Origin of the sequence: Enterobacter wuhouensis (assembly GCF_035835995.1) — a bacterium.
Taxonomy (GTDB): domain Bacteria; phylum Pseudomonadota; class Gammaproteobacteria; order Enterobacterales; family Enterobacteriaceae; genus Enterobacter; species Enterobacter wuhouensis.
This window is the reverse complement of the sequence record NZ_CP142124.1, coordinates 903,827-924,056: the sequence shown is the minus strand read 5'-3', so window position 1 is coordinate 924,056 and position 20,230 is coordinate 903,827. Positions and strand designations below refer to the sequence as shown.

The window sequence follows — 20,230 nt, the reverse complement described above, 5'->3', positions numbered from 1 at the left end:
ATATAACTATCCTCACTGATTAAGTGGATGTACCATGATATTTCGACGCTCACTGTTATGCCTCGCTATTAGCGCGGCATTACCTTTCTGTGTTTACGCAGAAAATTCAACATCTGTAGATGATCTACCCGATAATGAAGAAACCATCGAATTTAACGAACAGTTTCTTTTGAGTGGTAGTACCAATATTGATATTAATCGGTTCGCGAATGGTAACCCGGTGATGCCCGGCGTATATCGCACAAAGATCAATCTGAACGGTAAACTAAAATCTACCGTTGAGGTGACATTTAAAGATAATGGGACACCTCGTGCAGCACCATGCGTGACCAAACTGCTTTTGGCACAATCGGGAGTCGACACCAGTACGCTGGATTCAGAACTGGACGACGATGATAATACGACGTGTATTGACATCAAAAAGTCTTTCCCTCATGCCTCGGTCAGCTATGACAGTGGCAAACAGGCGTTAGATCTTAATTTTCCGCAAATCTATGTGCTTAAACGTCCCACGGGTTACGTTGATCCTTCGCTATGGGATAACGGTATTCCGGCTGCGCTTATTTCATACGATACAAATGCATGGCGTAGCGAAAGTAACGGCAGCACATCAGAAAGCGCCTACATGGGCTTACGCTACGGCCTCAATATGGGACCATGGCGCCTCCGTTCACGCGGAAACCTAAACTGGGATCAGGATAACGGCACGAAATATTCAAGTCAGGATATCTATCTCCAGCGTGATATTACAAAGCTGGGCGCTCAGTTCGTTTTAGGTGACTCCTATACGCGTGGCGAAGCGTTTAACTCAATGAGCCTGCGTGGTACACGCATGTACAGTGACGACCGCATGTTGCCTATGGGGTCAACGGGTTATGCACCTGTCATTCGCGGCGTCGCAAACAGCAACGCGAAAGTCAGCATTATGCAGAGCGGCAATAAAATTTATGAAACATCGGTGCCTCCGGGTTCATTTGAAATTAATGATCTCAGTACAACCGGTTACGGCAATGATTTGCTGGTCACCATAGAAGAAGCTGACGGCAGCAAGCGCTCCTTTACCGTACCATTCTCATCCGTTACGCAAATGCTTCGTCCGGGTGCATCACGCTGGGACGTTGGCGTTGGTGAGCTCAAAGATGATTCGTTGCTGGATGCACCTAAAGTCGGTTACGGCACGCTTTATTACGGCCTGAATAATACCTTTACAGGTTACGTCGGCGCTCAGTTTACCGATATGGACTTTTACGCCGGAATTTTAGGTCTGGCGATGAATACCCAAATTGGTGCTTTTGCAGTTGATGCTACCCAATCACATGCTGAAATTGAGGGTCTCGATACTCTTAGCGGTCAAAGTTATCGCGTAACCTATAGCAAAATGATTGAGGCTACAAATACCTCGTTTAACGTTGCAGCCTATCGTTTCTCGACGGAAGACTATCTTAGCCTTACCGATGCGGCCCAGCTTCGTGACAGTATTACCCGGCAAAAATATTCAAACCGCAGCTATGACTCAAACGAAGAGCTTTATGCAGACTATCAGCGTACCAAAAATCAGGTGCAAATTAGTCTTAACCAGCCGCTAAACGCCGGGGAAAATAGTTTCGGCTCTATCTATGTCAGCGGTACGTGGCAGGATTACTGGAACGCCACAGGTTCTACATCCAACTATAACATTGGATATAACAACAGTTTTACCTACGGCAGCTATAGCCTGTCGTTGCAGCGTACTTATGACCAGACTGGGAAAAAAGACGACAGCGTTTATTTAAGCCTTAGCATACCGCTGAACGCATTCTCGCACGATGGCTCACGCTCTGGCGGTTTCTCTAACATTAATATGGGACTACGTTCAGATCTGAAAGGCGGTACGAGTTTTAACACATCGGCAGGTGGAAACACGCAAGATAATAAGATGAGTTATTCCGTAAGCGCAGCATCCAATAGCGGAAACTACGGCAATCTAAATCAGATAAGCGGTTACGGTTCGTATAACAGCGAATATGGCCCACTCGGCTTATCCGCCACCTATGGCGATGACAATAGCAAACAGTACTCAGCCTCCTATAGCGGCGGCATGGTTCTCCATTCTGGCGGTATTGCGTTTGCACCTGGCAGTATTGGTGACAACGATGCGCTGGCATTGGTTAAAGCAAGCGGCGCTAAAGGCGCGGGTATAGGTTTCGGCAACAGTGAAATTGGCGACTCCGGTTACGGTATTTTGCCTTATATGTCGGCCTATCGTGAAAACCGCGTTTATTTAGATATTAGCACTCTCGAAAGTGACGTTGAAATTAAAAACACCAGCGAGATTACGGTTCCTCGAAGCGGTTCCGTCGTACTGGTTAATTTCGAAACGGATGAAGGCCGTTCGTTAATACTGGAACTCCAGCGTACTGACAAAGGGTTTATTCCTTTGGGTGCCGATGTGTTAAACGAAAAAAATGAATCTGTTGGCACCGTGGGACAAGCCGGGCAGGCCTATATCCGCGGCGTTGAAGATCAGGGTGTGCTGCATATTGTCTGGGGAAATGAAAAGGGCAGCAGATGTGACGTTCATTATCAGGTATTACCTAATGCTCAAAAAGTAGGACTTACTACGGTACTCAATAACCAGCAGTGCCAGATGTAATTATTCAGGAAAATAGATGAGAGTAAGCATGAAAAAAAATATTTTTAGCCTGTCGATCGTTGCCATGGCGACGCTGGCTTTATCTGGCTCGGCGCTGGCCGAAGCCACAGATCTCAACGTCAACTTCACTGCCAATATTCGCGAAACCACCTGCGATATGAAACTGGTTGGTGGTACGGGCTCCGACAATCAACAGACGCTGACGATTGGTGATAATGGCCAGGTGCGTCTTACCGATGTCAGAGCTGGGACAGCAACCGCTAATTTCAAAATCGTGTTGGTGGAATGCCCGTCTTCCTTAAAATCGTTAAAAACTACGGTTAAAGGCACTAAATCAGGCTATATCCCATCAGCGCTGATTAACCAAATTAACGCTAGTGCAGGTGGTGCAGATTATGCGGGTATCAATATTGCAAGAGCATCTGCTCCCGATGCGCCATTTGTCGTTAACTCAACTAACGATGCCGAGCGCCTGGTATGGACCGCCGCAGAACTCCAGAGTAAAGAAGTTCCTTTAGTCGCCAAAATGCTTGAAACCCAAACGAACAGAATGTCTATTGGCGAATTCAAGGCTGTAGCGACTTTTGAGTTCAGTTACGAGTGATTGGTGCAGGAAACCGGAGCAATATTATGAAATTTAAACCAACCTTTATCGCCTTCTCCTTTTCAACCCTGCTGTGTTCTGGAATGGCGAATGCGGCAATTACCGGCACCAGCAGTGTCGAAATGACCTTTCAAACAACAGTCACGGCAGGCACCTGTACCGCTAAAGTCCTTAATAATGCAGGTACAGCAGCCACTGAAATTGCATTCGGTGACGTATACAAATCTGATCTGGTGAATAAAACCCGCGTCGAGCCGCTGAAAATCTCTCTTACCAACTGTTCTGGCGTATCCAAAGCAACGGTATCAGCTGCGAAGGGTTCAGGTGGTGCGTGTACTGGCACAGCTGCAAACGGAGATTCCTATTCGGGAGGCTTAGCAACAGGCTTTGAAATCTGGTCCGGCGTTGTTGATACAGGTCTTCTAATGAGCTGTAACACGCCGCCAGCCGCCCAGGAAGTTACCATCACTGACGGCACCGGTGAGTTCCCGATGAATTCACGTATTGTGATTGGTAAGGACAAAACTATCTCTGATGTAGGAACCGGCGCTGTTACCGCACCAATAACGTTTACCATCGCGTATCAGTAATTCAGGAATCATTATGCAACTATCACCGTTTACTTTACGCCAGCCCGGTCTGATGTTGCTTATCGGACTGGCTGGTAGCATCCTGCCTGGTGTATGCCAGGCAAGTTCAGGTGTGAACATGAACCTGACCGCGAACATTGTTAATAATACCTGCCGGTTAACCGTTGAAAACGGCGGAGAGATTTATTTACCGACCGTAGCTCGAGGCTGGTTTTATAACAATGACAAGAGCGATCGCTTATCGCCAACCGATGATGCAGCCGGTACACCTTTCACAATCCACGTAGACAATTGCTTCGCGGGTGATGGAGATGACACAAGCCTCAGCCAACTAAAATTTAGCTTTACACCTAAGGCAGGCTTCTGGAGCAATCACAATCAGGTGTTCAAAAACGAGGCTACTGTTGGCGCAGCTTCAAATGTGGGGATTGTTATCTTTTCAGACGATTTCCATACTAACGTTTTGAACAGCGACGGCAGTTCTAAAGTTATTTATGATGTCAGTGGAAGTGGTGACAATTATATAAAGGATTATGGATTTTACGCGCGTTATCAGAACACAGGTATCGTTTCCGGCGGTATTGTAGTTAGTAGCGTTCTGGTCGACGTAAGCTACGAATAAAAGGATTTATGATGAATAAAAAAATCTATGCTTTAGCCATAGTAATGTTGGGAATCTCCGGGTTTTCACATGCTGCAATGGAATGTAAATTTGACAGTAATGATACACTGCAAATAATGTCCCTTGGTGTTCAACCTGTTATAACACCCCTCCCCGTTGGAACAGTTACCACGCCTGTTCAGATCAGTAGCACCATTATTCTGGAGACGACCCCTGCGTTAAAATCGCATTGCGCGGTGGGTAACGACGGTGAAAACGTCTATCAGATGACCAATAGTGCTATGCTGGAAGGCAACATAGATGGCAAAGCCACGTTTCGCACCAACATCGCCGGGATTGTCTACACGCTGGCCTTTTATCCAGATGGTAACGCCGTGACAGCGTGGTTCCCGTTCAACCCAAATGGATTTTATCTCACCGGCGACACTCACGATAATGAAGGTGCGGTAGACGGTAAAACGTGGCATGTTCGTATGGAATTCTGGCAAACGAATGGGTTCACGGGTGTGCCTGCTGACGAAGATTTTTTAACTGCATCCACTGGGCCGATCGGTCAAATAATTTTGGGTAATCCTGATGGAACCACAACGGAAGACCATCCGCGTCCGCTGGTTAATATGTCCGAAATGTCGTTTAGTATTCCGTTGAATCGCCCGACCTGCGCGATGCGTGCACCCTCCAATGTCGACCTCGGAGACTGGTTCGCAGCAGATGTTGAAAATGGGAACACCACGGCAGTAGAGTTTAAAATTTCTGGAACATGCATAAATACAACCGAAGTCTGGACGACATTGACTTCCGCATATACCACCACGGATAAAGGTTATTTTACCAACTCTCTGCAGGGTAGCGGCGTGACCGCTGCTGGTGGGGTAGGCGTGCTGTTAACGATGCCAGGTAACACTTCTCACATTAAGGCTGACAGCTATAAATTGCTTCTGGCCCATTCCGATTCGTTCGGCCCAGAAACGCATATGATTGACAAAACCTTTACGGCTCAACTGGTCAAAGTCGGCACTGACCCTGTCACCGTGGGTAGCTTTGGTAACAACATCACTTTCCAGATCACCTACGACTAACCTACCCCTGCGGCTGATTGCTGATCAGCCGCGACATCGTCTCCAGCGAATCCGTTCTTAAAATATACAGGCGCTTCAGTAAGAACGGATTATCCCCCGGCTTCACCTTCCCTTTCACCGTCGTCACCGCCAGATGAAAACCGGCATCATTCGCCGCCTTTATCGCTTTATTATCGTATCCACCAAACGGATAAGAGACATACAGCACGCGCGGATTAAACTGCGCCAGCGCGCGCCGCGAGCGTTCGAAATCAAACAGGATCACGTGATAGCTTCGGCTCAGCAAGATCGGATGCTTATACCCGTCAACGCGATGTAGGAAATGCGTGTGAGACTGAATGTCGAACACATCCTGAATGCCCTTAATCTCCTTAACGCTCATAAACTGCAGCGATTTTGGATCCCACTTCTGGGGATGCCCTTTAATGCGGGAGGAGATAATAAACGCCGTAGCGTTGAAGCCGTACTCTTTCAAGACAGGGTAAGCGTAGCGGCTGACGGACTTCAGGCCGTCGTCAAAGGTAATCACCACCGATTTCGCCGGCAGGTTCATTTTGTTACGCACGTACCCTTCGAGCTGGTACATCGTCAGCGTGGTATAGCCCTGGTCGCGTAGCCAGGCCATCTGGTTGTTGAATGCGCGGACGCTGGTGGTCGTGGAAGTATGGCGAAAACGGGTGTTCTCTTCATCCCGCAAAATATGATGGTAGGTCAGGACCGGAAGTCCATTATCTTCCTGCGCATCCAGGCTGCTGATCCACGCCAGACGATTGCCGATGCGGATCTGATACCAGGTCTGGTTCAGACGGTCTTTGAGCTTGTTCAGAATCGGATAGCGGAGGTTAGAACTTAACGTACCAAACGGCGCGCTCCCGCTGGTGGGGGCGTTATACACCGGCGTGTCTTTCCAGGTGATCAGGTTTTGGTTGCTGAGCGGCTTATTAAGATCGCCAAGGCTGTCCTCAACGCGCTGCTTGCCCTGCACCTCTTCGAGATGCCCTTTATCGATAAATCCCGTGCCAAACCCAAAACGAAACTCGTAGTAGTCAGCAGAGGTTGGCACGACGGCCAGGATCTGCCCTGCCCTGACGTTCCCCACGTTCACGACTGCGTTTCCTACCTGCGCCCAGATGGCCGCATCTTCGGTGGTTTGCATATACCGGGCGGGAAGCCCTTGCTGGCTGATGAGGCTTGCAGATGCGCCGCCGGAAATCAGCAGCAACAGCAGGAAAATAACGCGCATGAACATGGGATATAAATCGATACAGGAAATCAGTCGCCATTGTAGCAAAAGCGACATCAATACCAATGTTTAATTCTTATACAGATCATGGAGCAGAACGAAAGGTGGGTTTTTCTGTTGCTGGTGCCACAGGCTGCTGACGCCCGGAACCTGCATATCAACGAGAGTATTGCGAAACTCAGCGCTGGTTAAGGTCTCGCGTTGGGGGTACATCGCTTCCAGCAGCGCATAGTTGATGCCCGAGATCACCTCGCAGTTTTCGTGCTTGTGGCTCAGCAGCGCGGCGGAACGGTAAGGCGCGGCGCCGGATTTATCGGTCAGAAAGATAACGCCATCGCCGGTGTCGGTTTCATGCAGCGCATCGCACATCATGCGGCTGAGCATATTGGTGCTTAAACCGCGCCAGTAGTTCACCGCGCGGCACTGCGGCAGCGGCCCAAATCTGGCTTCCAGCTTATCCAGCATGTCCTGCGCATGTTCATCGTGGCAGGTGATAACCCATCCAAGCATAGCTCTCTCTCCTTAGCAGGCGAGTAGTTTAGCGGAGTGAAGGTTAGCTTACGGTGATAACTGTCAAAAAAGTGCCCGGCAACAGGACGTCACCGGGCGGAAAATCAGCTGCGTAAACCACGCCCGCGCTGGATCAGATACCAGCACAGCAGGTAGAAGGCGATGATAAACACCACCAGCACCGCCACCGTGGTGAACAGGGGCACATCGGTAATGCCGAGGAAGCCAAAGCGGAAGCCGCTGATCATGTAGACAATGGGGTTCAGGTGCGACAGCGCCTGCCAAAACGGCGGCAGCAGCGTCAGGGAGTAGAACACCCCGCCCAGATAGGTCAGCGGCGTCAGCACGAAGGTCGGGATCAGGCTGATGTCATCGAACGTTTTGGCAAACACCGCGTTCAGCAGGCCCGCCAGCGAAAACAGGATCGCGGTGAGCAATAACGTCAGCGCGACAAACAGCCACGAATGGACCTGGAACGGCACGAAGAACAGCGAAATCGCCGTCACCAGAATGCCTACGCACAAACCGCGCGCCACGCCGCCGCCGACATAGCCCGCGATAATGACGTGCGTCGGCACCGGGGCAACCAGCAGCTCTTCAATGTTACGCTGGAATTTGGCGCTAAAGAACGACGACGCCACGTTGGCATAGGCGTTGGTGATCACCGCCATCATGATCAGACCCGGCACGATAAATTGCATGTAGGTAAAGCCGTGCATCTCACCAATCCGGGAACCAATCAGGTTGCCGAAGATGATGAAGTAGAGCGTCATGGTGATCACCGGCGGCACCAGGGTTTGCACCCAGATGCGCATAAAGCGGTTAATCTCTTTCGCCCAGATGCTTTTCAGCGCCACCCAGAAAAGATGCGTCATGCCTTGTCTCCTTGTTTTTCATGTACCAGCGAGACAAACAGCTCTTCCAGTCGGTTCGCTTTGTTACGCATACTTAAGACCTGAATCCCCTGCGCGCTCAGCTGTGAGAAGACGCTGTTAACGCCCTGCTCGCGCAGCACTTCCACCTCAAGCGTCGAGGTATCGACCAGACGATAGTTGTACCCTTCCAGCTTCGGCAGCGCGCTTTTCGCCGCCAGATCGAGGATGAAGGTTTCTGACTTCAGCTTGGAGAGCAGATTTTTCATCGAGGTATTTTCCACCAGCTCGCCGTGCTGAATGATGCCGATGTTGCGGCACAGCATCTCAGCCTCTTCAAGATAGTGGGTGGTCAGGATGATGGTGGTGCCTTTATCGTTCAGATCCTTCAGGAAGCCCCACATAGATCGACGCAGTTCGATATCCACGCCCGCGGTTGGTTCATCGAGGATCAGCAATTTTGGCTCGTGCATCAGCGCACGGGCGATCATCAGGCGGCGCTTCATCCCGCCGGATAACATCCGCGCACGTTCGTTACGTTTTTCCCAAAGATCGAGCTGCTTGAGGTATTTTTCGCTGCGTTCAAGCGCCTCTTTACGTTCAACGCCGTAGTAACCCGCCTGGTTAACTACGATCTGCTGCACCGTCTCGAACGGGTTAAAGTTGAACTCCTGCGGCACCAGCCCCAGCTGGCGCTTGGCGTTGACCACATCTTTTTGCAGGTCGTAGCCAAACACGCTTACCCGGCCAGACGTCTTGTTAACCAGGGAACTGATAATCCCGATTGTAGTGGATTTCCCTGCCCCGTTCGGCCCCAGAAGCGCGTAGAAATCACCGGCCTCTACTTTGAGATCTATCCCGCGCAGCGCCTGAACGCCGCCCGGATAGGTTTTTTTAAGCTGCTCAAGCTCAAGTGCAATCGCCATGAATTAAACTTACCTATAGTTCTGACACACGTTGTGTGGTTTCATTAAAAGTCGGGTTACCCTATAGTAGCGCAACGCAATTACTTGGTTACAGGCCGTTAACGTCCATGAATGACATAGATACACTCATCAGCAACAATGCACTATGGTCAAAGATGCTGGTTGAAGAAGACCCCGGATTTTTCGGGAAACTGGCGCAAGCGCAGAACCCGCGCTTTCTATGGATTGGATGTTCCGATAGCCGCGTACCGGCAGAACGCCTGACCGGTCTTGAGCCTGGCGAACTCTTTGTTCACCGTAACGTTGCCAACCTTGTCATTCATACCGATCTCAACTGCCTTTCTGTCGTTCAGTATGCCGTTGACGTGCTGGAAGTCGAGCACATCATCATTTGCGGACACTACGGCTGCGGCGGCGTACAGGCGGCGGTCGAAAACCCGGAGCTGGGGTTAATCGATAACTGGCTGCTACACATCCGCGATATCTGGTTCAAACATAGCTCACTGCTGGGCGAAATGCCGCAGGAGCGTCGAATGGACACGCTGTGCGAGCTGAACGTGATGGAGCAGGTGTATAACCTGGGCCACTCTACCATCATGCAATCGGCGTGGAAGCGCGGGCAGAAAGTGTCGGTCCACGGCTGGGCGTACGGTATTCACGATGGCCTGCTGCGCAATCTGGAAGTGACCGCCACCAACCGCGAAACGCTGGAGCAGCGTTACCGTTCAGGCATTGCCAACCTCAAGCTAAAGCATATGAACCATAAATAACCGAAGCCGGGTGGCGGCTGCGCCTTACCCGGCCTACAGGTGTGCTCTATGTAGGCCCGGTAAGCGCAGCGCCACCGGGCAAAGACACTACTCGTCCAGAATCACTACTTTTCCGACATACGGCAGATGACGATAACGCTGCGCGTAATCAATGCCGTAGCCGACGACGAATTCGTCCGGAATCGAGAAGCCCACGAACTCCACCGGCACCTGCACTTCACGGCGCTCTGGCTTATCCAGCAGGGTGCAAATCGCCAGCGATTTAGGCTGACGCAGGCTCAGGATCTCGCGCACTTTAGAGAGCGTGTTGCCGGAGTCGATGATGTCCTCCACGATCAACACATCTTTGCCACGAATATCTTCATCCAGATCTTTCAGGATTTTCACATCACGGGTTGTGGACATGCCGCTGCCGTAGCTGGAGGCGGTCATAAAGTCGACCTCATGGGACACCTGCACTTCACGGCACAGGTCTGCCATGAACATGAAAGAGCCACGCAACAGACCAACCAGCACCATTTCGCTACCGCTGTCCTTGTAATGTTCGGTGATTTGACGACCCAGTTCGGCGATACGCGCTTTGATCTCGGCTTCCGGGATCATCACTTCAACAGTATGTTTCATATTACTAACCATATGATTTTAATGAAAATCTCTCAATGCAGGTGAATGTATTTCCGGCATCGATACGCAAGCCAGCCATTATAACAGCAAATGGATAACCCTGGCGTATGAGTTATAAAAAGCAAATTTTGTGATTCCGATCACACTTGTTAATACCTATAATTAGTTGCTAGCAAATAATTAACAAAACTGACGAGTACACTTTCTATGGCTGAAACAAAAACTAAGCAGCCGCGTTTACTGGTGACATTAACAGCCGCGTTCGCAGCCTTCTGCGCGCTGTATTTGTTGATCGGTGGCGTCTGGCTGGTCGCTTTAGGCGGCTCCTGGTACTACCCGATTGCGGGTCTGGTTATGGTTGCCGTAACCGTTCTGCTGTTGCGTAGAAAACAATCCGCGCTGTGGCTGTATGCCGCTCTCCTCCTTGCCACTATGATCTGGGGCGTCTGGGAAGTCGGGTTCGACTTCTGGGCACTGACGCCTCGCAGCGACATCCTGGTCTTCTTTGGCATCTGGCTGATCCTGCCGTTCGTCTGGCGTCGCCTGATCGTGCCGTCCAGCGGTGCTGTTGCGGGCCTGGTTGTGGCCCTGCTGATAACCGGCGGCATTCTGACCTGGGCCGGTTTTAACGACCCGCAGGAGATCAACGGTACGCTGAACGCAGAATCCACGCCAGCTGCAGCTATCTCTCAGGTAGCGGACGGCGACTGGCCTGCGTATGGTCGTAATCAGGAAGGTCAACGCTACTCTCCGCTGAAGCAGATCAACGCGGACAACGTTAAAAACCTGAAGGAAGCCTGGGTATTCCGCACCGGCGACCTGAAAATGCCGAACGATCCGGGCGAGCTGACTAACGAAGTGACGCCGATTAAGGTTGGCGACATGCTTTATCTGTGTACGGCGCACCAGCGTCTGTTCGCGCTCGACGCGGCCACCGGTAAAGAGAAATGGCACTTCGATCCACAGCTGAACTCCAACCCGTCCTTCCAGCACGTCACCTGCCGCGGCGTCTCTTACCACGAAGCGCGCGCCGATAATGCCAGCCCGGAAGTCATCGCCGACTGCCCTCGCCGCATTATGCTGCCGGTGAACGATGGACGTCTGTTCGCAATTAACGCCGAAACGGGCAAGCTGTGCGAAACCTTTGCCAACAAAGGTATCCTGAACCTGCAGACCAACATGCCGGACACCACGCCGGGTCTGTATGAGCCAACCTCACCGCCAATCATCACCGATAAAACCATCGTGATTGCCGGTTCGGTAACGGATAACTTCTCCACGCGTGAAACCTCCGGCGTTATCCGTGGTTTCGACGTAAACACCGGTAAACTGCTGTGGGCCTTTGACCCGGGCGCGAAAGATCCAAACGCGATCCCGTCGGACGAGCACACCTTTACCTTTAACTCGCCAAACTCCTGGGCACCGGCCGCGTATGACGCGAAGCTGGACCTGGTCTACCTGCCGATGGGCGTGACCACCCCGGATATCTGGGGCGGTAACCGTACGCCGGAGCAGGAGCGTTACGCGAGCGCTATCGTGGCGCTGAACGCGACCACCGGCAAGCTGGCGTGGAGCTATCAGACCGTACACCACGATCTGTGGGATATGGATATGCCGTCCCAGCCGACGCTGGCGGACATTACCGTTGACGGCAAAACCGTTCCGGTGATTTACGCTCCGGCCAAGACGGGCAACATCTTCGTGCTGGATCGCAGCAACGGTAAGCTGGTTGTGCCTGCACCGGAAAAACCGGTTCCGCAGGGTGCTGCAAAAGGCGACTACGTCAGCAAAACGCAGCCGTTCTCTGACCTGAGCTTCCGTCCGAAGAAAGACCTCAGCGGTGCAGACATGTGGGGTGCCACCATGTTTGACCAGCTGGTGTGCCGCGTGATGTTCCACCAGCTGCGCTACGAAGGCATCTTCACGCCGCCGTCAGAGCAGGGCACGCTGGTCTTCCCGGGTAACCTGGGGATGTTCGAGTGGGGCGGTATCTCCGTCGACCCTAACCGTCAGGTGGCGATTGCTAACCCGATGGCGCTGCCGTTCGTTTCCCGCCTGATCCCGCGCGGTCCCGGCAACCCAATGGAGCAGCCGAAAGACGCGAAAGGCAGCGGTACCGAAGCCGGCATCCAGCCGCAGTACGGCGTTCCGTATGGCGTGACGCTGAACCCGTTCCTGTCTCCGTTTGGTCTGCCGTGTAAACAGCCTGCCTGGGGTTACATCTCCGGTCTGGATCTGAAAACCAACCAGATCGTGTGGAAAAAACGTATTGGTACGCCACAGGACAGCATGCCGTTCCCGATGCCGGTTCCGGTGCCGTTCAATATGGGTATGCCTATGCTGGGTGGCCCAATCTCCACCGCCGGTAACGTGCTGTTCATCGCGGCAACCGCAGATAACTACCTGCGCGCGTACAACATGACCAACGGAGAGAAACTGTGGCAGGGCCGTCTGCCGGCCGGTGGACAGGCCACGCCGATGACCTATGAAGTGAATGGCAAGCAGTACGTTGTCATCTCTGCGGGTGGTCACGGTTCGTTTGGCACGAAGATGGGCGACTACATCGTCGCGTATGCGTTGCCTGACGAAAACAAGTAACTGAAAAGCCCGGTGGCGCTGCGCTTACCGGGCCTACGGGTGCCCTATGTAGGCCGGGTAAGGCGAAGCCGCCACCCGGCTTTTTTTATACGGTAAAACCCAGCATCATCCCCGTATCCTCATGCTCCAGCAGATGGCAGTGCGCCATGTAGGCAAACTCCTTCGGCGCGTCGTGGTCAAACTTCACCAGCACCTCGCTGACGCCGCCTTCCACCCTCACCGTGTCCTTCCAGCCCGCGCGGTGCGCATCCGGCGCTTTGCCGTTCTCAGAAAGAATGCGGAACTGGGTGCCGTGAATATGGAACGGGTGCAGCATCATGTCGCCCTCGCCTGAAATGACCCAGCGTTCGAACTGCCCCTTCGCGGCGGCAAACATCGGCGTGTTCATATCGAAAGCTTTACCGTTGATCCGGTTGGCGTTGTGGAAATCAAAGCCGTGACCGCCGTGATCCATACCGCCCATTTTGCCGTGGTCCATATTCATATGGCCCATCATTTGCCCGTGGTGCATCCCCGCCATGGCCTGGTTGCCGTATTTTTTCATCAGCGCCTGCATACCCATCATGTCGAGCATCGGGTCCATGGAAAGCTGCAGCTTGCGCTGCGTGAGTCCGTCAAGCGCAGGCAAAGCGGGAAGCGTGGTTAATGTGTCAGGCAGCGTGCCGGAAGCGGTCACCAGTAAAGGCTGAATACGCAGCACCGGATGCGGTTTATCGAACGGCGCAACGGCCATCCCCATCTGGCTGACCGGCAGGGCCACAAGGTCAAACGGCTTGCCGTCGCTGATGTCCACCAGCACCTCGAAGCGTTCGCCCATCAGCATCGGCAGCTCGCTCACCTTCACCGGCTCCGGCAGCAGGCCGCCGTCGCTCGCCACCACGTAGAGCGGGCGTTTGTCGCTGGCGGCAAAGTTCAGGGAGCGGGCATTACAGCCGTTAAGCAGACGCAGGCGCAGCCAGCCCTTCGGCGCGGCGTGCTGCGGATAGATCGCGCCGTTGGTCAGCAGCGTATCGCCAAACCAGCCTACCGCCGCACTCATCACGTCCAGCTGATAGTCAATTTGCCCGTCAGCGTTGAATTTCTTGTCCTGCACAATCACTGGAACATCGTCGATGCCCCACTGTTTCGGCAGGCGCAGCAGGCGGCTTTCGTCATCTTCAATCAGCACCAGTCCCGCCAGACCCATCGCCACCTGATGGCCCGTTTTGCCATGCTGATGCGGGTGGAACCAGCAGGTCGCCGCGCGCTGGTCCGGCGTGAAGGTCACGCTGCGTTTGCCGCCGGGTTTAATCACGCCCTGCGGACCGCCGTCTACCTCGCCCGGCACTTCCAGGCCGTGCCAGTGCAGCGTGGTCTCGTCGGCAAGCGTGTTATGAATATCCACCGTCACCGCTTTCCCTTTGCGCAGCTGAAGCGCCGGGCCGAGAAGGTTACCGTTATAGCCCCATGTTGTGGCGGTATTGGCCCCAAAAGTCGTTTTACCGGCCTGCACAACGAGCTGAATGCGGCTCCGGGCGTCTGCGGTGAGCAGATCGGGGATGGGTAAGGCGGGTCGGTCGGCCGCAAAGGCCGCGCGGCTCCACAGCGGTAGTGCGCTGGCAACACCCAGCGCAACGGAATATTTTAAAAATTCACGACGTTGCATGTTCATTTCCTTATTTCCAGGCGGCGATCTTTTGAGCATAAACCCTCCCCTTACCGGAAGGTCAAGCACGGCGGCAATAATAAAGATCGTCGGCCTGGCATCAAGTATGCTAACGTTAATTTTCCGTGATGCAGTGGTAGAAACAATGAAGACGTTTTTCAGGACAATTTTGTTCGGCAGCCTGATGGCTATGTGCGCGAACAGCTATGCGCTAAGTGAAAATGAAGCGGAAGATATGGCTGATTTGACGGCAGTTTTTGTATTCCTGAAAAATGATTGTGGCTACCAGAATTTACCCAACGGGCAGATTCGCCGCGCACTGGTCTTTTTTGCCCAGCAGAACCAATGGGATCTCAGCAACTACGACAGCTTCGACATGAAGGCGCTCGGTGAAGACAGCTATCGCGACTTAAGCGGTATTGGCATCCCCACTGCAAAAAAATGCAAAGCGCTGGCACGCGATTCACTCAGCCTGCTCGCCTACGTGAAGTAACCTTCCCGACGCCCTTGTTGACCCTTTAACCGCTTCGGCGGTGATGTGTTGTGCCCCTTCTGCTGGATGTCATAGATGTTAAAGAAGGAGATGACAGCCCATGACCGAAAAAACGGTATGGCAAGAAACGCTGCATGACCAGTTTGGTCAGTATTTTGCCGTTGATAACGTGCTTTATCATGAGAAAACCGATCATCAGGATCTGATAATCTTCGAGAACGCCGCCTTTGGCCGCGTGATGGCGCTGGACGGCGTGGTGCAAACCACCGAGCGCGACGAGTTTATCTATCACGAAATGATGACCCACGTCCCGCTGCTGGCCCACGGCCACGCGAAGCACGTGCTGATCATCGGCGGCGGCGACGGCGCGATGCTGCGCGAAGTCTCTCGCCACCAAAGCGTCGAAACCATCACCATGGTGGAAATTGACGCGGGCGTGGTCTCGTTCTGCCGCCAGTACCTGCCGAACCACAACGCCGGCAGCTATGACGATCCGCGCTTCAATCTCGTTATCGACGATGGCGTCAATTTCGTCAACCAGACCGCACAAACCTTCGATGTGATTATCTCTGACTGCACCGATCCCATCGGCCCGGGCGCGTCGCTGTTTACGTCATCATTCTACGAGGGCTGTAAGCGCTGCCTGAATCCCGGCGGGATCTTCGTCGCGCAAAACGGGGTCTGCTTCCTGCAGCAGGATGAAGCCCTCGACAGCCACCGCAAGCTGAGCACCTACTTTGGCGACGTCAGCTTCTACCAGGCCGCGATCCCGACCTATTACGGCGGTATCATGACCTTTGCCTGGGCGAGCGACAACGAGGTGCTTCGCCACCTCTCGACCGAAATCATTCAGGCGCGCTTCCACCAGGCCGGCCTTAAATGTCGCTATTACAACCCGGCCGTGCATACCGCCGCGTTTGCCCTGCCGCAGTATCTGCAAGACGCACTGTCCTCAAAGGGGGTGAGCTAATTGAAAAAGCTGAAACTGCATGGCTTTAACAACCTGACGAAAAGCCTGAGTTTTTGTATTTACGATATCTGCTACGTCAAAACGGCAGAAGAACGCGATGGCTACATCGCCTATATCGATGAACTCTACAACGCCAACCGCCTGACGGAGATCCTGTCAGAAACCTGCTCGATCATCGGCGCCAATATTCTGAATATTGCCCGTCAGGACTATGAGCCACAGGGCGCGAGCGTCACCATTCTGGTGAGCGAAGAGCCGGTCGATCCGAAGCTTATCGATAAAACCGAGCATCCGGGCCCGCTGCCGGAAGTGGTGGTCGCCCATCTGGATAAAAGCCATATCTGCGTGCACACCTATCCGGAGAGCCACCCGGAAGGCGGGCTGTGTACGTTCCGCGCCGACATCGAGGTGTCGACCTGCGGCGTTATCTCGCCGCTGAACGCGCTGAACTATTTAATCCACCAGCTGGAATCCGATATCGTCACGATTGATTATCGCGTGCGCGGTTTTACCCGCGATATCAACGGCATGAAGCATTTCATCGATCACGAAATCAACTCCATCCAGAACTTTATGTCTGAGGACATGAAATCGCTGTACGACATGATGGACGTGAACGTGTACCAGGAGAACATCTTCCACACCAAGATGCTGCTCAAGGAATTCGACCTGAAGCACTACATGTTCCATACCAAACCGGAAGATCTGAGCGAAGAAGAGCGTAAGGCCATCACGGACCTGCTCTGGAAAGAGATGCGCGAAATCTACTACGGCCGAAATATTCCGGTCGTGTAAAAGCAAACCGGAGCAGGGATGCTCCGGTCTGTTATTTCTGTTTCATAAAATCGCGGTATGCGTTCACTACCTGAAGGAAGTCTTCCACGCCGCACATCGACAGGCTCTCTTCGTCGTAGTAGCTCATCCCCTCTTCCATCTCGTCACCTGAAAACTCAAGCTGATTGGCCCGGACCATCACCTCTTCGCCGTCCATCCACAGCGTGTATTCATGCCCGGCGCGCTGCCAGGAGCGCTCACTGCCTTTCACCGTATCTGCCGCCTGTTCAACTTCATCAAGAAGCGCAAGATTCTCTTTCACCTCTTCGTTAAACCAGTGTCCTACGGCTTCGTGGCCCATCGACATACGCACTTTCACCACTCCGGTGATGTCGCGCAGAAATTCGTAATCCATAGCGTTTTCCTCTGCAAAGCCATTAGGGTAATTATCGCAGCAGCGAGGAAGAAAAAAAGCGTGAGAGGTGGGAGGAATGAAAATAAAAAAATGTCCCCTCACCCCCAGCCCCTCTCCCCAAAGGGGCGAGGGGGGTTATATGCCCTCTCCCCTTTGGGGAGAGGGCCAGGGTGAGGGGTCGTTTTTTATACTGCCGTCTGGAAGATCACCCCGTCAGCCTTCTCGGTGTACTGAGAGAGCTGGTCGAAGTTCAGATAGCGATAGGTATCCACCGCGGTCTTATCCACCTGAGCCACAAAGGTCTGGTACTCTTCCGGCGTTGGCAGTTTGCCAATCAGCGCCGCAACCGCCGCCAGCTCCGCAGAGGCCAGGAAGACGTTCGCACCGGTACCTAAACGGTTCGGGAAGTTACGGGTTGAGGTGGACACCACCGTCGCACCGTCGGCCACGCGCGCCTGGTTGCCCATGCACAGGGAACAGCCAGGGATTTCAATACGCGCACCGCTCTTACCAAACACGCTGTAGTAGCCCTCTTCGGTCAGCTGAGCCGCATCCATACGGGTTGGCGGCGCCACCCACAGGCGGGTTGGCAGCTGGCCCTTATGGGTATCCAGCAGCTTACCGGCCGCGCGGAAGTGGCCGATGTTGGTCATGCAGGAACCGATGAACACTTCGTCGATCTTCTCACCCTGCACCGCAGACAGCGGACGCGCGTCGTCCGGATCGTTCGGCGCACACAGGATTGGCTCTTTGATGTCCGCCAGATCGATGTCGATCACCGCCGCGTATTCTGCGTCGGCGTCGGCTTCCAGCAGCTGCGGGTCCGCCAGCCATTTTTCCATGCCCTGGATACGACGCTCCAGCGTACGACGGTCGCCGTAGCCTTCCGCAATCATCCACTTCAGCAGCACGATGTTGGAGGTCAGGTACTCTTCAATCGGCGCCTGGTTGAGCTTGATGGTACAGCCCGCAGCAGAACGCTCGGCGGAGGCATCGGTCAGCTCGAACGCCTGCTCTACCTTCAGATCCGGCAGACCTTCAATCTCCAGAATGCGGCCAGAGAAGATGTTTTTCTTGCCCTTCTTCTCAACGGTCAGCAGGCCCTGTTTAATCGCATACAGCGGGATCGCGTGAACCAGGTCGCGCAGGGTAATGCCCGGCTGCATTTTGCCTTTGAAGCGCACCAGCACCGATTCCGGCATATCCAGCGGCATCACGCCGGTCGCGGCAGCAAACGCCACCAGACCGGAGCCCGCCGGGAAAGAAATACCGATTGGGAAGCGGGTGTGAGAGTCACCGCCGGTACCCACGGTATCCGGCAGCAGCATACGGTTCAGCCAGGAGTGGATGACGCCGTCACCCGGACGCAGAGAGACGCCGCCGCGGTTCATGATGAAGTCAGGTAGCGTGTGGTGCGTGGTCACGTCAACCGGCTTCGGATACGCCGCCGTGTGGCAGAAGGACTGCATTACCAGGTCAGAGGAGAAGCCCAGGCACGCCAGGTCTTTCAGCTCATCACGGGTCATTGGACCGGTGGTATCCTGAGAGCCCACGGAGGTCATCTTAGGCTCGCAGTACGCGCCCGGACGAATACCGGCGACGCCGCACGCGCGGCCCACCATTTTCTGCGCCAGCGAGTAACCGCGGCTGCTCTCCGCCACGTCTTTCGCCTGACGGAACACGTCGGAGTGCGGCAGACCCAGCGCTTCACGCGCTTTGGTGGTCAGGCCACGGCCGATGATCAGCGGGATACGGCCACCGGCGCGCACTTCGTCGATCAGCACGTCGGTTTTCAGCTCGAAGCTTGCCAGCAGCTCGTTGGTTTCGTGGTTGCGCACTTCGCCTTTGAACGGGTAAACGTCAATCACGTCGCCCATGTTCAGGTTGGATACATCCACCTCGATCGGCAGCGCGCCCGCATCTTCCATGGTGTTGAAGAAGATAGGGGCAATTTTGCCGCCCAGGCACAGGCCACCGCCGCGCTTGTTCGGCACGTGAGGGATGTCGTCGCCCATGAACCACAGCACGGAGTTGGTTGCGGACTTACGGGAAGAACCGGTACCCACAACGTCGCCCACGTAGGCCAGCGGGTAACCTTTTTTCTGCAGGGCTTCGATCTGTTTGATCGGGCCAACGCTGCCCGGCTGATCCGGCTCGATACCTTCACGGGCGTTTTTCAGCATCGCCAGCGCGTGCAGAGGGATATCCGGGCGAGACCACGCGTCCGGCGCCGGAGAGAGGTCATCGGTGTTGGTTTCACCGGTCACTTTGAAGACGGTAACGGTAATTTTTTCAGCCAGCTCAGGACGGTTCAGGAACCATTCGGCATCTGCCCACGCCTGCATCACCTGCTTCGCGTAAGCGTTGCCCGCTTTGGCTTTCTCTTCTACATCGTAGAAGTTATCGAACATCAGCAGCGTTGTAGAGAGCGCTTTAGCGGCAATTGGCGCCAGCTTTTCATTGTCCAGCGCGTCAATCAGCGGATGAATGTTGTAACCACCCTGCATGGTGCCGAGCAGTTCAATCGCTTTTTCAGGAGTAACCAGCGGGGAGGTGGCTTCGCCTTTGGCGATAGCGGCAAGGAATCCGGCTTTAACGTAGGCAGCTTCATCTACGCCAGGCGGTACGCGGTTGATCAACAGATCTAACAGGAATTCTTCTTCGCCCTTAGGCGGGTTCTTCAGCAGCTCGACGAGCGCGGCCATTTGGGTTGCATCTAAAGGTTTGGGTACAATTCCCTCGGCGGCACGTTCTGCTACGTGCTTACGGTATTCTTCTAGCACGACGGTTCTCCTCGCTCTCATTGTCATATGCGGCCGGCGTTCTCTTCACGCTCCTGTGAGACAGCAGTTTGTAGGGTAAA

At 53.8% G+C, this 20,230-nt stretch carries 18 protein-coding genes; 10 read left to right on the top strand and 8 right to left on the bottom strand.

Going from position 1 to position 20,230, the window contains the following annotated elements; all coding sequences use genetic code 11:
* Positions 1 to 34: 34 nt before the first annotated feature.
* Genes VPX56_RS04435 through VPX56_RS04415 form a run of 5 tightly spaced genes read left to right on the top strand, consistent with a single transcriptional unit; the run spans position 35 to position 5,527 of the window.
* Positions 35 to 2,632 (top strand): outer membrane usher protein, encoded by a 2,598-nt coding sequence (locus VPX56_RS04435; protein WP_263610051.1) that lies wholly within the window; start codon positions 35 to 37, stop codon positions 2,630 to 2,632.
* Positions 2,633 to 2,660: 28 nt separating this feature from the next.
* Positions 2,661 to 3,236 carry a fimbrial protein gene (locus VPX56_RS04430; RefSeq protein WP_326470121.1) on the top strand — a complete coding sequence of 192 codons (576 nt, stop codon included), beginning with the start codon at positions 2,661 to 2,663 and terminating at the stop codon, positions 3,234 to 3,236.
* Positions 3,237 to 3,262: 26 nt separating this feature from the next.
* Positions 3,263 to 3,826, top strand: a complete 564-nt coding sequence (locus VPX56_RS04425; RefSeq protein ID WP_131633910.1) for a fimbrial protein — start codon at positions 3,263 to 3,265, stop codon at positions 3,824 to 3,826.
* A gap of 13 nt (positions 3,827 to 3,839) precedes the next feature.
* Entirely contained in the window at positions 3,840 to 4,448 is a 609-nt protein-coding gene (locus VPX56_RS04420) for a fimbrial-like protein (protein ID WP_263610048.1), read from the top strand.
* Between the two features lie 8 nt (positions 4,449 to 4,456).
* Positions 4,457 to 5,527: a fimbrial protein StkG gene (locus VPX56_RS04415; RefSeq protein ID WP_326470119.1), complete on the top strand. Its 1,071-nt coding sequence runs from the start codon at positions 4,457 to 4,459 to the stop codon at positions 5,525 to 5,527.
* Between the two features lies 1 nt (position 5,528).
* Here VPX56_RS04415 and VPX56_RS04410 read toward each other — a convergent pair whose 3' ends face one another.
* The 4 genes from VPX56_RS04410 to VPX56_RS04395 form a co-directional block, all read right to left on the bottom strand.
* Positions 5,529 to 6,776: a polysaccharide deacetylase family protein gene (locus tag VPX56_RS04410; protein WP_326470117.1), complete on the bottom strand. Its 1,248-nt coding sequence runs from the start codon at positions 6,774 to 6,776 to the stop codon at positions 5,529 to 5,531.
* Positions 6,777 to 6,839: 63 nt separating this feature from the next.
* Entirely contained in the window at positions 6,840 to 7,280 is a 441-nt protein-coding gene (locus VPX56_RS04405) for a PTS sugar transporter subunit IIA (RefSeq protein WP_131633914.1), read from the bottom strand.
* A 104-nt stretch (positions 7,281 to 7,384) separates the two neighbouring features.
* Complete coding sequence (locus tag VPX56_RS04400) at positions 7,385 to 8,155, bottom strand: ABC transporter permease (protein ID WP_131633915.1); 771 nt, start codon at positions 8,153 to 8,155, stop codon at positions 7,385 to 7,387.
* Entirely contained in the window at positions 8,152 to 9,078 is a 927-nt protein-coding gene (locus VPX56_RS04395) for an ABC transporter ATP-binding protein (RefSeq protein ID WP_131633916.1), read from the bottom strand. Before VPX56_RS04395 ends, VPX56_RS04400 begins: the two co-directional genes overlap by 4 nt.
* A gap of 107 nt (positions 9,079 to 9,185) precedes the next feature.
* On the opposite strand from VPX56_RS04395, the gene can reads away from it, so the two are divergent.
* Entirely contained in the window at positions 9,186 to 9,848 is a 663-nt protein-coding gene (can, locus tag VPX56_RS04390; RefSeq protein ID WP_131633917.1) for a carbonate dehydratase, read from the top strand.
* An 87-nt stretch (positions 9,849 to 9,935) separates the two neighbouring features.
* Here can and hpt read toward each other — a convergent pair whose 3' ends face one another.
* A complete protein-coding gene (gene hpt, locus VPX56_RS04385) occupies positions 9,936 to 10,472 on the bottom strand; it encodes a hypoxanthine phosphoribosyltransferase (RefSeq protein ID WP_165500707.1) in 537 nt (178 codons plus the stop codon).
* A 207-nt stretch (positions 10,473 to 10,679) separates the two neighbouring features.
* Here hpt and VPX56_RS04380 point away from each other — a divergent pair, with 207 nt between their 5' ends.
* Complete coding sequence (locus VPX56_RS04380) at positions 10,680 to 13,070, top strand: glucose/quinate/shikimate family membrane-bound PQQ-dependent dehydrogenase (RefSeq protein WP_131633919.1); 2,391 nt, start codon at positions 10,680 to 10,682, stop codon at positions 13,068 to 13,070.
* 85 nt (positions 13,071 to 13,155) lie between these two features.
* Here the strand turns inward: VPX56_RS04380 and cueO are convergent, their stop codons facing one another.
* Positions 13,156 to 14,715, bottom strand: coding sequence for a multicopper oxidase CueO (cueO, locus tag VPX56_RS04375; protein ID WP_326470111.1), 1,560 nt, complete (start codon positions 14,713 to 14,715; stop codon positions 13,156 to 13,158).
* Between the two features lie 145 nt (positions 14,716 to 14,860).
* Between cueO and VPX56_RS04370 the strand changes: the two genes are divergently transcribed.
* From VPX56_RS04370 to speD, 3 genes are all read left to right on the top strand, one after another.
* Positions 14,861 to 15,208, top strand: coding sequence for a YacC family pilotin-like protein (locus VPX56_RS04370; RefSeq protein ID WP_014882582.1), 348 nt, complete (start codon positions 14,861 to 14,863; stop codon positions 15,206 to 15,208).
* Between the two features lie 100 nt (positions 15,209 to 15,308).
* Positions 15,309 to 16,178: a polyamine aminopropyltransferase gene (gene speE, locus VPX56_RS04365; protein ID WP_131633921.1), complete on the top strand. Its 870-nt coding sequence runs from the start codon at positions 15,309 to 15,311 to the stop codon at positions 16,176 to 16,178.
* Positions 16,179 to 16,973 carry an adenosylmethionine decarboxylase gene (gene speD, locus VPX56_RS04360; protein WP_263610042.1) on the top strand — a complete coding sequence of 265 codons (795 nt, stop codon included), beginning with the start codon at positions 16,179 to 16,181 and terminating at the stop codon, positions 16,971 to 16,973. It begins immediately after the preceding gene.
* A 31-nt stretch (positions 16,974 to 17,004) separates the two neighbouring features.
* On the opposite strand, the gene yacL is transcribed toward speD, so the two are convergent.
* Positions 17,005 to 17,367: a protein YacL gene (yacL, locus tag VPX56_RS04355; protein ID WP_126545086.1), complete on the bottom strand. Its 363-nt coding sequence runs from the start codon at positions 17,365 to 17,367 to the stop codon at positions 17,005 to 17,007.
* A 185-nt stretch (positions 17,368 to 17,552) separates the two neighbouring features.
* Positions 17,553 to 20,150 carry a bifunctional aconitate hydratase 2/2-methylisocitrate dehydratase gene (gene acnB, locus VPX56_RS04350; RefSeq protein WP_131633923.1) on the bottom strand — a complete coding sequence of 866 codons (2,598 nt, stop codon included), beginning with the start codon at positions 20,148 to 20,150 and terminating at the stop codon, positions 17,553 to 17,555.
* Positions 20,151 to 20,230 lie beyond the last annotated feature (80 nt).

Bases quoted from the DNA above. Each gene is read 5' to 3' on its own strand.
- VPX56_RS04435 (WP_263610051.1), top strand. From the start codon at position 35: ATGATATTTCGACGCTCACTGTTATGCCTCGCTATTAGCGCGGCATTA.
- VPX56_RS04430 (WP_326470121.1), top strand. From the start codon at position 2,661: ATGAAAAAAAATATTTTTAGCCTGTCGATCGTTGCCATGGCGACGCTG.
- VPX56_RS04425 (WP_131633910.1), top strand. From the start codon at position 3,263: ATGAAATTTAAACCAACCTTTATCGCCTTCTCCTTTTCAACCCTGCTG.
- VPX56_RS04420 (WP_263610048.1), top strand. From the start codon at position 3,840: ATGCAACTATCACCGTTTACTTTACGCCAGCCCGGTCTGATGTTGCTT.
- VPX56_RS04415 (WP_326470119.1), top strand. From the start codon at position 4,457: ATGATGAATAAAAAAATCTATGCTTTAGCCATAGTAATGTTGGGAATC.
- VPX56_RS04410 (WP_326470117.1), bottom strand. From the start codon at position 6,776: ATGTTCATGCGCGTTATTTTCCTGCTGTTGCTGCTGATTTCCGGCGGC.
- VPX56_RS04405 (WP_131633914.1), bottom strand. From the start codon at position 7,280: ATGCTTGGATGGGTTATCACCTGCCACGATGAACATGCGCAGGACATG.
- VPX56_RS04400 (WP_131633915.1), bottom strand. From the start codon at position 8,155: ATGACGCATCTTTTCTGGGTGGCGCTGAAAAGCATCTGGGCGAAAGAG.
- VPX56_RS04395 (WP_131633916.1), bottom strand. From the start codon at position 9,078: ATGGCGATTGCACTTGAGCTTGAGCAGCTTAAAAAAACCTATCCGGGC.
- can (WP_131633917.1), top strand. From the start codon at position 9,186: ATGAATGACATAGATACACTCATCAGCAACAATGCACTATGGTCAAAG.
- hpt (WP_165500707.1), bottom strand. From the start codon at position 10,472: ATGAAACATACTGTTGAAGTGATGATCCCGGAAGCCGAGATCAAAGCG.
- VPX56_RS04380 (WP_131633919.1), top strand. From the start codon at position 10,680: ATGGCTGAAACAAAAACTAAGCAGCCGCGTTTACTGGTGACATTAACA.
- cueO (WP_326470111.1), bottom strand. From the start codon at position 14,715: ATGCAACGTCGTGAATTTTTAAAATATTCCGTTGCGCTGGGTGTTGCC.
- VPX56_RS04370 (WP_014882582.1), top strand. From the start codon at position 14,861: ATGAAGACGTTTTTCAGGACAATTTTGTTCGGCAGCCTGATGGCTATG.
- speE (WP_131633921.1), top strand. From the start codon at position 15,309: ATGACCGAAAAAACGGTATGGCAAGAAACGCTGCATGACCAGTTTGGT.
- yacL (WP_126545086.1), bottom strand. From the start codon at position 17,367: ATGGATTACGAATTTCTGCGCGACATCACCGGAGTGGTGAAAGTGCGT.